Below are 15,728 nucleotides of genomic sequence, written 5' to 3' on the forward strand. Positions count from 1 at the left end.
ATGTTGCACTTTATGGCAAAGAAAACTGGGCGCTTTCTACATATGAAGGAAATGTCTCTCTTATCAATAACTATATTCTTCCGATCATTGGTGATACGAAACTCTCAGAGATCAATACCAGATTCATCGAAAGATATTATCAGAGTCTTTTGAAGAGACGTGCAGTTATCAATCCATTGAATAAAACCAGTCGAAATGAATTTGTATCTTCCAGTACGGTCAGGGATATTAATAAGTTGCTTAGAAACTGTTTTGAACAGGCAGTGAAATGGGAGTTAATGGAGAAGAATCCTTGCACCCATGCGACTGTACCAAAACATAAATCACAAAAAAGAGACATCTGGACAGCGGATACATTAATGTATGCGCTCAGTGTCTGTGAAGATGAGCGATTAAAGCTTGCAATAAATCTATCCTTTTCATGTTCCTTACGACTTGGTGAGCTGCTTGGTCTTACCTGGGATTGTGTAGATATTTCTCCTGAGGCAATTGAAGAAAACCGTGCATATGTCTTCATCAACAAAGAATCACAGCGTATAAGAAAAGAATCGTTGAATGCATTGGATGGAAAAGATGTGTTGTTGGTATTCCCGACAAATCATAAGAAGAATTCTACGGTCCGTATTCTGAAAACACCAAAGACAGAAAGCAGTGTGCGTAAGATATTCTTACCAAAGAGTGTCGCTAATATGTTGGTAGACTGGAAAGCGGAACAGGATGAAATGAAAGAAATCCTTGGTGATGAATATATGGACTATAACCTGGTTATGGCAAGTACCTTTGGGCTTCCTCTAGGAGATGGAGCAATACGTGGTCCTTTAAAAAAACTGATCGAGGACTATAATCTCCCACCGGTTGTATTTCACAGTTTTCGTCATAGCAGCGTTACTTATAAGCTGAAATTGAATGGTGGAGACATCAAGGCGGTACAGGGTGATTCCGGCCATGCTCAGGTCAATATGGTTACGGATGTGTACTCTCATATTCTGGATGATGACCGAAGGAAAAATGCAGAGCTTTTTGAAGAAGCGTTTTATGAGAAAAAGAATCTGGATCCACAGATGCATGTACAGCAGGAAAATAATAATACTACTGTTGCTGATGAAGTCGATCCGGAACTTCTGGTAAAAGTGTTGGCTAATCCAGAGATGCGGGCGTTGCTCAATTCACTGGCGAAGACGATGAAGTAATGAAAAATAGTGAAAAAATAGTGTAATTTTAGTGGAAAAACGATTCATAAAACGATATAATATATGGATGAAATGGAGGTGGATCATGTGATTAAGGTTACGCTAACAAATGAAATTTTAAAAAGAATATCGGAAATAGACGAAAAGCGTTTTTCTCTTAGTACGATAGAAATGCCACCTGTTATAAAAAACAGACTTAGAAAAAACTCTAAGAAAAAAAGTTCCTATGCTTCTAATAAGATTGAAGGAAATCCATTAACTGAAAAACAGGCAAATGAGGCTATTGATAGTGATCCTCACAAACATTTTTTAAAGCCAGAACAGGAAGTTCGTAATTACTTTTTAGCTTTAAATTTTTTAGAAGAAAAACTGAAAAAGAAAGAAGTTTTTTCAAAAGAAATGATTTTAGAAGTGCAGGCAATGGTTGAAAAAGGTGCGTCAAAAGAAAAGATAGGCTTAAGAGGCCCTATGCCACCTGGAATGTTATTTGCAGTATATGATTCCGAAACAGGCGCAGCGGAATATATTCCACCAGAGTATATTGATATTCCAGACTTGTTGGATGAACTTGTTGAATATGTAAATACTACAGATGATCATCCGCTGATTATTGCTGCTGTAGTTCATTATCAATTGGTTACCATTCATCCTTTTGAAGATGGAAATGGAAGAACCGCCAGATTAATGTCAGGCTATATTCTTGATTATTATGGATATGGTTTTAATGGAATAGGTTCTCTGGAAGAATATTTTGCCTATGATCCAGATGAGTATTATGCATCACTGCAAATGGGGTTACCGGCGTTATATTATTCAGGAAGAGAAAACCCTCCTCATCCGGAAATATGGATCAATTATTTTTTGCAGATGATGGAATTGTATTCTAAAAAGGTATATGAATTATCAAAAACATCCGAAAACGACGAGTTAGATGGAAGTCTATCTTATTTAAATGCAAAAGAAAAAGAATTCTTAGCATTTCTGTTAAAAAAGCGATTATATGAGTTTACACCAATTGAAGTAAGCAAAATGCTTGGTGTAACCAACAAAACGATTATTAATCGATGTGCAAAGCTGGTAAATAATGGTTTGTTAATTCCAATCATTGTAAAGACACGAGTCCGATCTTATCGGTTAAGTGATTTTTCAAAGACAAATGAGAAAAAGATTTTGAAAAAAATATCGTAATAAAATATAAAATTTGCCAGTCAAAAACGCATGGACAAACCGTCTCGTATGCGTTATATTATTTATAGACAAGAAAATATCTCGTGCTTTCGATAGGAAGTTTAATTGAATACTGTTTACCATGATCGAACGTACGAAGCATGGTGGTCATATAACAGATGTCGATGGTAATATCAAGGCATTCCCCAATTATTAGCTGGAGCAAACAATCAGCTAACTTTCAGAGCTTTACAGAGCTTGACAGAGGGGGTATTCAGAATAACTCAAATTGAATAGGAAACAGTTTCTAATAGTATCTCATATGGGTTTACCTTACCTCAGATTGACAGAGAGTGACAATAGGTTGGAGCTCTCCTAAGCGAGGGGTCGGAGGTTCAAATCCTCTTGGCGACGGGCTTCAAAGCGTTCGAAAATGTTAGCTGGATTAGCTGACAACGAACGCTTTTGTTATTTTCTACTCACGTTCGTGACACAAAATTCCATTCCAAATGATCAATTTCCAGCTAACACAATCCGATTTTTGTTAGCTGACAGCTAATCAAAATTACCGGTTTGCAAACATGGGTTTTAGAAAGTCCAGCTTACATTTGGGTTGCATTCCTGTTTTCGCTGAGTGTTATTCTGTATCTGATCCTGTTTGCAGGAGTTTTCGTAGATACTGTACTGGATATGACAAGAGAACGTATTATTGATTTTATTATATCGTGAGGAGGATATGAAAATGAGCGAAAACAATGATTATATTCAGTTACCACCACTAAAAAAAGACACACCAGCCGATGTGGTAGCATTTATGTGGGAGTACATGAAAGTACCGGAGGATTCAAGAGAAAAAGTTAAGAATCTGCTTAAAGATGCAAATGAAAATGGAGTAAAAATAAGTCATCAGGCACCACACTGTATGATGTTGTTCCGAAAGAAGAAATTGCTGAATTTGAAGAGCTTATGCGCAAAACCATAGCTGAAATTGTATCAGAAGCCAGTAGCGTTGCCTGTTGGGTGTATGTGCAGAAATATGTGAAGCACAAAATCCTAAATGAAATGCTGCAAGAATTGCCAGATGTAGGTCAATTCATCCTAGCTATGGATACCTGATTTGAAAAACTGATGGAGAAATAATCTAGGAAAATAGTTTAAAGTTTACATGTTATGATCATGTATGAAGTTGGAACGAAATAAAAGAATTGTGCTATACTATTGTTTAAGAAAAAAACTCATTGACATATTTCAATCTATTTAGGAGGATAAACGATCATGTGTACAGCAGCAACTTATAAAACAAAAGATTTTTACTTGGGACGAACCCTCGATTATGAATGCTCTTATGGTGATCAGATAGTAATTACACCACGTAATTATGCGTTTAATTTTCGCCATGTTGGCGATATGAAAAATCATTATGCAATTATTGGAATGGCTCATGTTGCAGAGGATTATCCTTTATGAAAACCATCAGATCAGTGCAGTAGATATGCATGTAGAAAATCTGGATAGTGATAAAATAATTTGTTATCCAGTAATTCAAGGAGAACGAATCAACTATCAAAATAAATAATGTTTTGAAATCAGGGATGAGGTAGAAAGGAAAGTTCCATGACAAAAGATAAAGTAAAAAAACTCAGGATGGACAGTCCGAAATCACTACAGTTTTTAAATAATGCTACAAAATTTTATAATTTAATGATGATGTATCGTTGTGCTATTCGGGAGATACAAACTAAACTTGAGGTTTTGGATGATGAATTTTCAGTTGAGAACAATCGAAATCCTATTTCTTTTATAAAAACAAGAATTAAGAAGCCCAATAGTATTTACGATAAACTGCAGAAGATGGGATATGAATTTACAACAGAAAATATACAGACATATCTCAATGATGTAGCAGGCGTTCGAATAGTTTGTGCGTTTATTGACGATATTTATATGATATCAGATTTGATTACCCAACAGGATGATATTAAAGTTATTGAAATAAAAGATTATATAAAAAATCCAAAATCGAATGGTTATCGAAGCTATCATATGATTGTTGAAATACCAGTATTTTTTGCTAAGGGTAAAACACCTATGCGTGTAGAATTACAGATTCGAACCAATGGTATGGATTTTTGGGCAACATTGGAACATCAACTTCGCTATAAAAAAGGAATTGAAGAAATGCCTGGCTATGATGAGATAAGTGAAGAATTACTTCATTCTGCAAGAGCTATCATTGAAGCAGATAATGAAATGCAGAGAATAAAAGACAAAATTGGTATGTTCCATGAAATTTAGGGAGAAAACTAAGCAAGTAGGAAGGTGGAATATATATGAAACAAGATACTTTAGAGGGCAAAGCAAAAACAAAAAATGGGGTAAAGCGGCTATGTTTTTCCATAATCTGCATTCTTCTGGAAGTGATTTTTATTATTACTATCGTAACACGCTTGAATGAATATGCAGAAATCATAAATTTATTTACAAGGATTTTGAGTGGGATCTTGGTTTTGGGATTGTACGCATCAAATAAGACATCCTCTATGAAAATGCCTTGGGTCATCTTAATTCTAATTTTCCCAATTATGGGTGTAGGCCTGTATTTGTTGATTGGTTTGAATGGTGGCACACATAAAATGCGTGAGCGATATGCAGAAATTGATAGCAAATTGTTACCAATGCTTCCGGACAGTCAGGAGTGTTTGAGCAGAATAAAAGAAGCAATTCCGAAAGCAGGAAATATAGCAAGTTACATACAAAGAAATTCGCAGTATCCAATCTATCAGAATACGGATATTGTGTATTTTGATGAAGCAGTGAAAGGATTAGAGGCACAGCTTAAGGATTTGGAGAAAGCACAGAAGTTTATCTTTATGGAATATCATGCGATAGAAGACGCTGAAGCATGGCATAAGATTCAAGATGTTCTGGAAGAGCGAGTAAAAGCAGGTGTGAAAGTTAGAGTATTCTACGATGATATGGGTTCTATAGGCTTTATTAACACAGATTTTGTGAAAAAGATGGAGGCAATAGGAATTCATTGCCGTGTATTCAATCCATTTGTGCCAGGTTTAAATCTGTTTTTGAACAATCGTGATCATAGAAAAATAACAGTTATTGATGGAAAAGTCGGATTTACAGGTGGATATAATCTAGCAAACGAATATTTTAATTACACACACCCGTATGGACAGTGGAAAGATACAGGTATTCGTTTAGAAGGAGATGCTGTTCAGTCGCTTACGGTGACATTTTTGGAAATGTGGAATGCAGTAAGTGATAAGGATGCTAATGATTCTGATTTTAGTAAATACCTTTTCCACTATGATTATGCGGCACAGCAAACTGGGTTTGTTCAACCTTATGCAGACAGCCCTATGGATAATGAACAAGTAGGAGAAGAAGTTTATATCAGTATGATAAATAAAGCTGAAAAATATTGTTGGTTTATGACTCCATATCTAATCATAACAGATGAAATGACGCATGCGTTATGTCTGGCTGCTAAGCGAGGGGTAGACGTAAGAATTATCACACCTGGTATTCCTGATAAAAAATTCATTTATAATATAACTCGTTCTTTTTATCATGGATTAGTTAAACATGGTGTTCGTGTTTATGAGTGGACTCCTGGTTTCTGTCATGCAAAAATGAGTGTGGCAGATGACTGTATGGCAACTTGTGGAACAATTAATCTGGATTATCGAAGTTTATATCACCATTTTGAAAACGGCTGTTTTATGGCAGATTGTCAGGCAGTTGTGGAAATAAAAAATGATCTGATAAGAACGATGGGAGAATGTCGTGATGTGACAGACCAATATCAAACCGGACAAGGTGCATATTTGCGACTGGGACAATTATTTATGAGATTATTTGCTGGATTGCTATAAGAATCTGATGAAACGACCTTTCAAAAAACAGTTGATTTAGAAGTTAACTGTTTTTGAAAGGCCGTTTTTGCTATATCTAACAGTCTGTTGTACAAAGAAGATTTTGCATGGATGAAAAAAATAAACCTTGTTGAGGTTAAATTGAGATTGACTTTGTATTGTATAAGTATGAAATAAAAAGGAATCAAGTGATGTACAATGAAAAAGCATAAAATATGTAAAATCCTTCTTGTTATACTGGCAATTTTTTTATGTGTGGCTTTTTATGAATTGCTCGGAATCTGCGTTGCATATAAAAAGCAGCCGGAAGTGTCCAATACAACCAAAAAAGAAACAAAAAATGGGTCACGGAACGAATGCAGTGAAAATACAGAACGGGCAGTAATCATAGAAAAGAATCCAGAAGCGCTTTTACAAAGAGTGCGTTTGATCAAGAATGCAAAAAAGGAAATTATTCTTTCTACTTTTGCATTTCAATCCGATGAAAGTGGAAAATTGATTTTAGGAGCACTGTATGATGCGGCAGACAGAGGTGTACATATTCGTCTGTTAGTAGATGGAATGGAGAGTTGGATTGATATGGAAGGAAATCCGTATTTCTATGGATTATCTTCCCATGAGAATGTTGAAATTAAACTGTATAATAAGGCCAATCCGTTGAAACCGTGGAAAATGATGGGTAGAATGCATGATAAATATTTGATTGCAGATGGAAAGAGATATATTCTTGGGGGAAGAAATACATACAACTATTTCCTGGGTGATTTTCCGGGACATAAGAACTATGACAGAGACGTGTTAGTGGTTTGCGATGAACCTGAGAAAGAAAATTCAGTTAACCAGTTGTTAGAGTATTTTGAAACGATATGGGAACAAGAAGACAGTAGTTATTTTCATGACAATAAAAAACTGGCAAATAGAAAATCTGTAAAGAACGCAGTTTTAGAGCTGCAGAACGGCTATCAGAAATATTTTGAAGAGAATAAGGAAAGAATCTGCGATACCGATTACACGGACGAAACTTTTGAGACAGAAAAGATTGCATTAGTGTCAAATCCTATCCACACAGGTTCCAAGGAACCAGTAGTCTGGTATCAACTGGGAGAACTAATGAAAAATGCAAAAGAGCGCGTGAAAATTCATACACCATATATTATCTGCAATGATATGATGTATAATACATGGAAAGAGATTGCGGAGAGAGTTCCGGATTTTTCTATCATGACCAATTCGGTTGCCAACAATGGAAATCCGTTTGGTTCTGCTGATTATGCGAGAAACAGAAACAGAATTTTAAATACAGGAATTGATATCTGGGAGTATGAAGGCGGCTATTCTTACCACGGAAAAAGCATCCTGATTGATGATGATCTATCCGTAATAGGTTCCTTTAACATGGATATGAGAAGCACGTATCTGGATACGGAACTGATGCTTGTAATACGTAGCAAAGAGATTAATAAACAGTTGGAAGAAGGCATGATGGAATATGAAAGAGTGTCCCGACAGGTATTGGAAGATGGAACCTATCGTGATCCGTATCATGTAGAGCCAATTGAATTGACAAAGAAGCGTCAGAGAAACATACTTTTGGTACAGCATCTGCTTGGATGGGCAAGGTATCTGTTTTAATAAGGAGGAAGGAAAACGTGTTTCAAATATTGATTGTAGAAGATGATAAAGAATTAAGCCAGCTATTCCAAAAAGTGCTTGAGAAGAATGGATATCAAGTCAAAAGTGCATCGGATGGAGCACAGGCATTAGAAGTATTGGATAAGGAATATATTGATCTGATCATTTCTGATATTATGATGCCGGTTATGGATGGCTATGAACTGGTGTCAGAACTTCGTTCAGCAGGATATCAGATACCAGTGCTTATGATCACTGCGAAAGGTTCCTTTGATGATATGCGCCAGGGATTTCTTTCGGGAAGTGACGATTATATGGTAAAACCGGTAAATGTGAATGAAATGGTTTTAAGAGTCGGAGCACTGCTTCGCCGTGCACAGATACTGAATGAACACAAAATTGTGATCGGTTCAACAGAGTTTGATTATGATGCAATGACGGTTACAACTGATAAGGAAAGTCTTGTTTTGCCTAAAAAAGAATTCCTGCTTTTATATAAGCTTGCAGCTTCGCCAGGCAGAACATTTACAAAACAACAGTTGATGGATGAAGTATGGGGATACGAGACGGAGGCAGACCCACATACGATAGAGGTACATATAGGAAGAATCAGAGAGCGTTTTAAAGATAACCCTGATTTTGAAATCGTAACAATGCGTGGAATTGGATACAAGGTGGTGAAAAAATAATGGAACAAAAGAAAGAAAAAGGATTGCGGATCCGATCCTGTCTGACCGGTGCAATCTGGCTGGCACTTGTATTTTCAACAGTCATATCTGCTTTATTATTTGCTTTTTTGAATCATTTTTTTAATCTGCCGGGCAGCATACCTGTGCTTGGCTGGCTTTTGATTTTCAATACATTGATTGCAGGGCTGATCACTTCCTTTATCAATGCAAAGTTACTGGAACCAATTACCAGACTTAGTAAAGCAATGAAGGAAGTTTCTCAGGGAGATTTTGAACAGCATTTGGAAACGAACAGCCGTATAGCAGAAGTTGGAGAATCTTATCAAAGTTTTAACGTTATGACAAAAGAACTTCGTGCAACAGAGGTGCTGCAGATGGATTTTGTATCTGATGTTTCTCATGAGTTTAAGACCCCGATTAATGCCATTGAAGGATATACAATGCTGCTTCAGGGAGAAGAACTGTCTCCGGATCAAGAGGAATATGTAGAAAAAATCTTATTTAACACCCAAAGACTTTCCGGATTGGTTGGTAATATTTTGCTGTTATCCAAGTTAGAGAATCAGAATATACCAATGAAAAAAACAGAATATCGTCTGGATGAACAGATCCGCCAGGCATTTCTTTCATTGGAAACAAAATGGACAGAAAAAGAAATTGGTTTTCAGGTAGAATTGGAGGAAGTTAAATATACTGGGAATGAAGGACTTTTTATGCATATCTGGATAAATCTTTTGGATAATGCGATTAAGTTCAGCCCTTCAAAGGGGACAATTACGATGTTTCTGAAACAAGAACAGGATTCTGTTAAGTTCATTCTGGAAGATGAAGGACCAGGAATAGAGGATGATGTAAAATCCAGAATATTTGACAAGTTCTATCAGGTAGATGGATCTCATAAAGCAGAAGGAAATGGCCTAGGTCTTGCACTTGTAAAACGGATTGTAGATAGTGCCGGAGGAACAATCAAAGCAGAAAACCGTGAATATGGTGGATGCAGATTTGTTGTAGAGCTTCCAATACAGAAAGATGAGGCCATATAAGTTTAAGAAAAACAGATAGAGGAGGAATTACATGACATTTTATCAGGAATTGCAGTTAAATCAGGCAGGTTCTAAAAATCTGTTGAAAAAGAGTGAAACAGTGAAAGAAAAATCATATCATATACTGGTATATTTGGTAAAGATAGCTGTTACAATGGCATTTTGTTTTTTATTTGTTACTATTTTCAGTATCTTATTTGGAAATGAGAATAGTATTGTGGGTGTAGTAGTTTTATTATGCCTTATGGTATTTCGGAATGCGGATCTGGGGATCCACACCGGACAATCTACGATGCTTTTGGCTTTGTTCTTTGTAATTATGACTGTATGTCCGCATTTAGCAAATCAGTTTTCACCGGTATTGGGAATGCTGTTAAATATTGCGGCACTGGCTGTGTTGATTCTGTTCGGATGCCATAATCCATTCATGTTTAATCAATCTACATTGGTTCTTGGGTATCTGCTGCTATATGGTTATGATGTTACGGGAAAAAGCTATCAGATGCGATTAGTCGGAATGGCTTTAGGTGCAGCACTTACCTGCTTTGTATTTTATCGAAATCATAAAAACAGAACTTATAAAAGAAATCTGAAAGATCTGATACAAGAATTTGATATCACTTCTTCCAGAACAAAATGGCAGATATGTCAGATTTTATGCGTACCGATTGTCCTTTGCATTGCAGAACTTTGTAATATGCCACGTGCAATGTGGGCTGGTATTGCGGCCATGTCCGCGATTTTGCCGTTTATGGAAGATATGCACTACAGAGTCCGTAAAAGGATTGTCGGAAATATTGCAGGTGTTATATGTTTTACAGTATTATATTTTCTGCTTCCTTCGTCAATCTATGCATATATAGGAATTCTTGGTGGAATCGGTGTAGGATTTTCAGCACAATATGGCTGGCAGGCATTATTTAACACATTTGGTGCTTTAGCCATTGCTGCAGAGACTTATGGACTACAAGGAGCGGTTAGCCTTAGAGTGATTCAAAATGTTTTTGGTGTTGTATTTGCTTTAGCATTTTGTGTTATATTTTATTGGTTTATGTCTAAAAAAAAGGAAAGTGAGGTGACCGTACATGCAGAGTGAAGTGAATCAGGAAGAAAATTTGAATAGAATTATTACGGTTCCTAATCTTCTTTCTTTTTTTCGGCTTTGTCTGATTCCGGTAATTATATGGAGTTATTGTGTAAAGAAAAATCCTCTGTTAGCTGGTGAAATCTTATTGCTGTCTGGTCTTACGGATCTTGCTGATGGATATATCGCAAGAAGATTCCATAGGATTAGTAATTTAGGAAAAATACTTGATCCGGTGGCTGATAAGCTGACACAGGCAGCGATGTTAATCTGTCTGTTTACTCGTTTTCCGCATGTGCTTCTTTTAATCGTAATAATGGCAGGTAAGGAGCTGTATATGGCAGTTAGTGGATGTCTTGTGATACGAAAGACAGGAAAAGTACATGGTGCAGACTGGCATGGAAAGATAGTAACCTTTTTATTATATGGAACTGCAGCGGTGCATATTATATGGTTCCACATTACACCGATGGTATCAGATTTGTTGATTGGTTTGTGCGCTATAATGATGGTCATATCGGTCGCTCTGTATATTATCCAGAATACCAGGACTCTTAAGAGAGAGAATGTATAAGCAATTTTATATTGCAATGACTAGAAAAATATTTAGGAGAAGATAGATATAAACAGTAAGGATCAATGGAGTACTGACACCGGTACTGCTTCGCATGGATGATAATGAAGAATATGAAATGGTGTTCGGTCACAGAAGAATGCATGCAGCACAGCTGGCAGGACTTACGACAATTCCGGCAATCGTAAGAGAATTACCGAATGATGATGCCATTGTGGCAATGATGGACGCTAACATTCAGCGAGAGGAACTGTTGCCGAGTGAGAAAGCTTTTGCTTATAAGATGAAACTTGAGGCAATGAAAAGGCAGGGAATCAGAGCAGATTTAACTTTGTCTCAAAATGAGACGAAGTTGAGATCGGATGAAGTCTTGAGCAAGCAAGTTGGGGAAAGTAGAGCTCAGGTACAAAGATTTGTACGATTAACAGAGCCTATTCCGGAACTTCTTGATTTGGTAGATAACAAGAAGCTTCAATTCACGGTTGCCGTTGATATCTCTTACATCGATAAGGAAATACAGGAATGGATCTACGAATATATCAGTGATACTGGTCTAATAAATCCAGTTCGACATCTGTAAGACGTAATCCTATAAAATGTCTGTGATTCAGTTCTTTATCTTTTTTTTTGTTCTCATACTCCTCCTTCCGTTGAGACTATTCCTCCTACCGGGAGTCCACGTATTTTAATATCGGCTGCCCCTTCCGATATTAGAAATAGTGCTGTGAACACCTTTAGGTGGAACCAACAGACAAGTGAAACGTCTGTTATTGAGAGGGTATGGGGAGATCCCCATCAAGATAAATCCCATAGGAGAACAGGATGCCAAATGGCAATACTGTTAAACATGGGTGGATCTTGCTCTGTATGTGTACCCCTCTATATAACGAAACGCTCAGAGGCTGTTTTACAGTGGGGGAAAAGAAAAAATATCAAAAAAATGATGATTAATGGTGAGCTTGTGATAGAATGAAAAAAAGAGAAAAGCATAAAGGATGTAGTTGTGGAGAAAATTTGTTATGATTAGAAAGTTGCTAAACGGAGATATCGATAGAGTTGCTGACATATGGTTAAAGACAAATCTGAAAGCACATTATTTTATTTCCAATCAATACTGGAAGAGTAATTATGAATTAGTAAAAGAAATGATGTCACAATACGAAGTTTATGTGTTTGAAGCAGATAAAATGATACAAGGATTTGTAGGATTAAATGATGAATATATCGAAGGTATTTTTGTCTCTGATGAGATGCAGTCATGTGGCATAGGTAAGCTTTTATTGGATTATATTAAGGATAAAAAAGTCAGATTACAATTAAATGTATACCAGAAGAATATCAGAGCAATTTCTTTTTACCAAAGAGAAGGGTTCATTATTCAATGTGAAGGTTTGGATGAAGCTACTGGTGAAAAAGAGTACACCATGCTATGGAAACGAAAATAGAAATCGAAATTTGAAGGTGCGATTGATGAAAATTATTGAAGTTAAAGAGAATAAAAAACAATATCTTGATTTGCTCCTATTAGCAGATGAGCAGGAAGATATGGTTGACCGTTATCTTGATAGCGGCAAGATGTATGTACTTGATGATAATGGGGTCAAGTGCGAGTGTGTCATAACGGATGAAAAAAATGATATACTCGAAATCAAGAACATTGCTACAGTTCCAGAATATCAAGGGAAAGGTTATGCAAGAGCCTTAATTGAGTTTATTGTTAATAATTACAGAGAACAATACGCCATTCTGCAAGTCGGAACAGGCGATAGCCCACTGACAATACCATTTTATGAAAAGTGTGGTTTTGTCCGTTCACATATTATATCAAATTTCTTTATAGATAATTACGATCACCCAATCTACGAGAGCGGAGTACAGTTAGTAGATATGGTGTATTTGCAAAGACCTTTATAATTAACTTCCAGTTGTTGAACTGAATCCGAAAAGCATTAGGGCGCAGAGGAGATAGAATCCTTTGTGTAAAAGACTAACGAACATATTTAATGAAACATCGGAACCATCTTCTTTTTGTTGTCTACCTATAATAACGATTGGAGTAGTCGATTATAGACACTGCAATCAAAAAAATCTGAAAATATATTTATCAACATTACATAAAAGTGTGTAGATGCACATAAAATGGGAATACATATTGAAATTCAGGTCGTTCTGTGATAGAATCTCATTACTAAAAAGTGTGCAGATGCACGGAAATGGGGAGTGTAACGATGGAGATTAAAAGAGACGCTTACCTACAGCAGCTGATTGAGCGAAAAGATAATGGAATGATAAAGGTGATTACCGGCATTCGTAGATGTGGCAAATCCTTTTTGCTGTTTACCATCTTTAAGAGATACTTACTGGAGAACGGCGTTGATGTTGATCATATTATTGAAATTGCATTGGATGGTATTGAGAACGAGGAATTAAGAGATCCCAAGGCATGCTTCAAGTACATCAAGGATGCCATGAAAGACGACGGGAAGTATTATCTCCTTTTGGATGAAGTGCAGTTCATGCCACGATTTGAGGAAGTGCTGAACAGCCTGCTCCGCATGAGCAATATTGATGTGTATGTCACCGGAAGTAATTCCAAATTCCTGTCCAGCGACATTGTGACCGAGTTCCGTGGCAGAGGTGATGAGATTAGAATCTACCCTCTCTCCTTTGCAGAGTTTTATTCTGTCTATGACGGTGATTATGATGATGCCTGGGATGACTACATGATCTACGGAGGATTGCCGCAGATCGTAAGTTTCCAGAGCGAACGACAGAAAGCGGACTATCTGAAGAACATCTTTGCAAATGTCTATCTGAAGGATGTTATTGAAAGAAATAAGATTCAGAACGTGGATGAGATTGGGCTTCTGGTTGATGTGCTTGCATCTGCAATCGGTGCACCGACCAATCCTTCAAAGATTGCCAATACCTTTGCCAGTGAGCGGCAGATGACTTATGCTAATAAAACCATCTCCAAGCATATCGACCATTTGACAGATGCCTTTTTGATTTCCAAGGCAAGCCGATACGATATTAAGGGCAGAAAGTATATCGGTGCAAATCTGAAATACTACTTTACTGATCTGGGACTGAGAAATGCACGTCTGAATTTCAGACAGCAGGAGCCTACTCATATCATGGAGAACATTGTTTATAACGAGCTGCTGATCCGTGGCTACAATGTTGATGTGGGTGTCGTGGATATCTTCGATAAGGATAAAGAGGGCAAACGTGTTCGCAAGCAGTTGGAGGTTGACTTTGTGGTGAATCAAGGAAACCAGAGATACTATATCCAGGTTGCATATGACATGACTTCGGAAGAAAAACAGACGCAGGAGTTCAATTCTCTGCGTAATATCCCGGACTCTTTCAAGAAGATCGTCATTGTAAATGGCAGCAAAAAGCCTTGGAGAAATGATGAAGGTTTTGTCATCATGGGAATGAAGTATTTCTTGCTGAATGCGAATAGTCTGGAATTTTAAGTCGATTTGAGTTGTTGCTGTGGTGTTGTTCTATTTCAAAAAAGAGTGAAATGATATAAATAAGGCCACGGCTGATTTCGTGTTGGAACAGCCGTGGCTCAGTTTATTTTTTTATCCGTACAAACGAGACTGTTCCGCAGATTATGTAGAACAGACAATAAATAATTTTTGTAAATAAATACTTTTAATTAGCCGATTACGGCATCCTCTGCTGTAAAATGTTCCAGAGAATTTTCTTTTACCTGAATGCAGATATAAGTAATTCCAGAAATATCGGATGCAAAAAACTGACGCTTTGCAGCAGGTGCGATTTTTAGCCAGTCTCCAGTTGAAAGGCTAATTTCTTCTCCATCAATTACGGCTTTGCCGTTACCTGAAAGAATTCCATAGATTTCTTCATTATCTTTATGAGAATGAACAAATGGGACATTTGCTCCTGCAGGTAGTTCGCTTAAACTGATTTCTGCACCTGTTAAAGACAACTTTTCATGCAGCTCAATTCGGTTTTCCTTTCCAATAGTTGTTTTTGTGTAATTTGCCATAATAACCTCCATAGTTAATTTGTAGTTTCTGGTTGCTTGGTATTAGTATAGTGTGAGACACATACAAAAACAAGTACGCACCTTTTTGTAACTGTACACTCAAAAATGAATGTGTTACAATAGACTCGGAGGTGGGAATTATGCGAGCAAAAGAAGAATTACCGGAATGCCCAGTTGCAACAGCAGTATCTCTTATCGGAGGAAAATGGAAACTGCTGATTTTGCGTAACTTGAAAGAGCGTCCATGGAGATTCAATGAGCTACAACGAAGTATAGATGGTATTTCACAAAAGGTTTTGACAGATAGTTTAAGACAAATGATGAGTGATGGGCTGGCATATCGCCACGATTACCATGAGCAGCCACCGAGAGTTGAATACGGCTTAACGGAACTCGGAACAAAAATGCTTCCAATTGTTAATTCACTTGCTGACT

General features: G+C 37.0%; 15 protein-coding genes and 2 pseudogenes. 16 read left to right on the top strand and 1 reads right to left on the bottom strand.

The features are described from left to right. The 15 genes and pseudogenes from H8S07_RS13915 to H8S07_RS13985 all read left to right on the top strand — a co-directional run. On the top strand, nt 1–1,190 hold a 1,190-nt coding region (locus tag H8S07_RS13915; RefSeq protein ID WP_186856240.1), incomplete at its 5' end, for a tyrosine-type recombinase/integrase. Nucleotides 1,191–1,277: 87 nt separating this feature from the next. Further along, entirely contained in the window at nt 1,278–2,378 is a 1,101-nt protein-coding gene (locus tag H8S07_RS13920; RefSeq protein WP_330598598.1) for a Fic family protein, read from the top strand. Between the two features lie 721 nt (nt 2,379–3,099). After that, complete coding sequence (locus tag H8S07_RS15080) at nt 3,100–3,339, top strand: hypothetical protein (RefSeq protein ID WP_330411928.1); 240 nt, start codon at nt 3,100–3,102, stop codon at nt 3,337–3,339. 293 nt (nt 3,340–3,632) lie between these two features. Further along, nucleotides 3,633–3,821, top strand: a pseudogene (locus H8S07_RS13930) (linear amide C-N hydrolase); the annotation flags it as partial. A gap of 150 nt (nt 3,822–3,971) precedes the next feature. Beyond that, a complete protein-coding gene (locus H8S07_RS13935; protein ID WP_186856242.1) occupies nt 3,972–4,652 on the top strand; it encodes a GTP pyrophosphokinase in 681 nt (226 codons plus the stop codon). Between the two features lie 35 nt (nt 4,653–4,687). Further along, nucleotides 4,688–6,247, top strand: coding sequence for a cardiolipin synthase (gene cls, locus H8S07_RS13940; protein ID WP_117538430.1), 1,560 nt, complete (start codon nt 4,688–4,690; stop codon nt 6,245–6,247). Between the two features lie 198 nt (nt 6,248–6,445). Next, nucleotides 6,446–7,879: a phospholipase D family protein gene (locus H8S07_RS13945; protein WP_186856243.1), complete on the top strand. Its 1,434-nt coding sequence runs from the start codon at nt 6,446–6,448 to the stop codon at nt 7,877–7,879. Beyond that, entirely contained in the window at nt 7,858–8,568 is a 711-nt protein-coding gene (locus H8S07_RS13950) for a response regulator transcription factor (RefSeq protein WP_003693048.1), read from the top strand. Before H8S07_RS13945 ends, H8S07_RS13950 begins: the two co-directional genes overlap by 22 nt. Beyond that, nucleotides 8,568–9,611, top strand: a complete 1,044-nt coding sequence (locus H8S07_RS13955) for a HAMP domain-containing sensor histidine kinase (RefSeq protein WP_117502258.1) — start codon at nt 8,568–8,570, stop codon at nt 9,609–9,611. Before H8S07_RS13950 ends, H8S07_RS13955 begins: the two co-directional genes overlap by 1 nt. Before the next feature lie 31 nt (nt 9,612–9,642). Beyond that, nucleotides 9,643–10,707 carry an FUSC family protein gene (locus H8S07_RS13960; protein ID WP_186856244.1) on the top strand — a complete coding sequence of 355 codons (1,065 nt, stop codon included), beginning with the start codon at nt 9,643–9,645 and terminating at the stop codon, nt 10,705–10,707. Beyond that, nucleotides 10,697–11,269 (top strand): CDP-alcohol phosphatidyltransferase family protein, encoded by a 573-nt coding sequence (locus H8S07_RS13965; RefSeq protein WP_117538425.1) that lies wholly within the window; start codon nt 10,697–10,699, stop codon nt 11,267–11,269. The genes H8S07_RS13960 and H8S07_RS13965 overlap by 11 nt, the downstream gene beginning before the upstream one ends. Before the next feature lie 52 nt (nt 11,270–11,321). Further along, nucleotides 11,322–11,834, top strand: a pseudogene (locus tag H8S07_RS13970) (ParB/RepB/Spo0J family partition protein); the annotation flags it as partial. A 454-nt stretch (nt 11,835–12,288) separates the two neighbouring features. Continuing rightward, on the top strand, nt 12,289–12,714 hold the full coding sequence (locus tag H8S07_RS13975; RefSeq protein WP_118288810.1) for a GNAT family N-acetyltransferase: 426 nt from the start codon (nt 12,289–12,291) through the stop codon (nt 12,712–12,714). A 25-nt stretch (nt 12,715–12,739) separates the two neighbouring features. Next, nucleotides 12,740–13,183: a GNAT family N-acetyltransferase gene (locus H8S07_RS13980; RefSeq protein WP_117538423.1), complete on the top strand. Its 444-nt coding sequence runs from the start codon at nt 12,740–12,742 to the stop codon at nt 13,181–13,183. Nucleotides 13,184–13,497: 314 nt separating this feature from the next. Continuing rightward, nucleotides 13,498–14,751, top strand: coding sequence for an ATP-binding protein (locus H8S07_RS13985; RefSeq protein ID WP_118288811.1), 1,254 nt, complete (start codon nt 13,498–13,500; stop codon nt 14,749–14,751). Nucleotides 14,752–14,939: 188 nt separating this feature from the next. Here the strand turns inward: H8S07_RS13985 and H8S07_RS13990 are convergent, their stop codons facing one another. After that, nucleotides 14,940–15,293, bottom strand: coding sequence for a cupin domain-containing protein (locus tag H8S07_RS13990; RefSeq protein WP_186856245.1), 354 nt, complete (start codon nt 15,291–15,293; stop codon nt 14,940–14,942). A 140-nt stretch (nt 15,294–15,433) separates the two neighbouring features. Between H8S07_RS13990 and H8S07_RS13995 the strand changes: the two genes are divergently transcribed. Continuing rightward, the coding region (locus H8S07_RS13995) for a winged helix-turn-helix transcriptional regulator (protein WP_186856246.1) at nt 15,434–15,728 on the top strand (295 nt) is incomplete at its 3' end.

It is taken from the genome of Dorea hominis, from assembly GCF_014287705.1.
GTDB classification, from domain to species: Bacteria; Bacillota; Clostridia; order Lachnospirales; family Lachnospiraceae; genus Dorea_D; species Dorea_D hominis.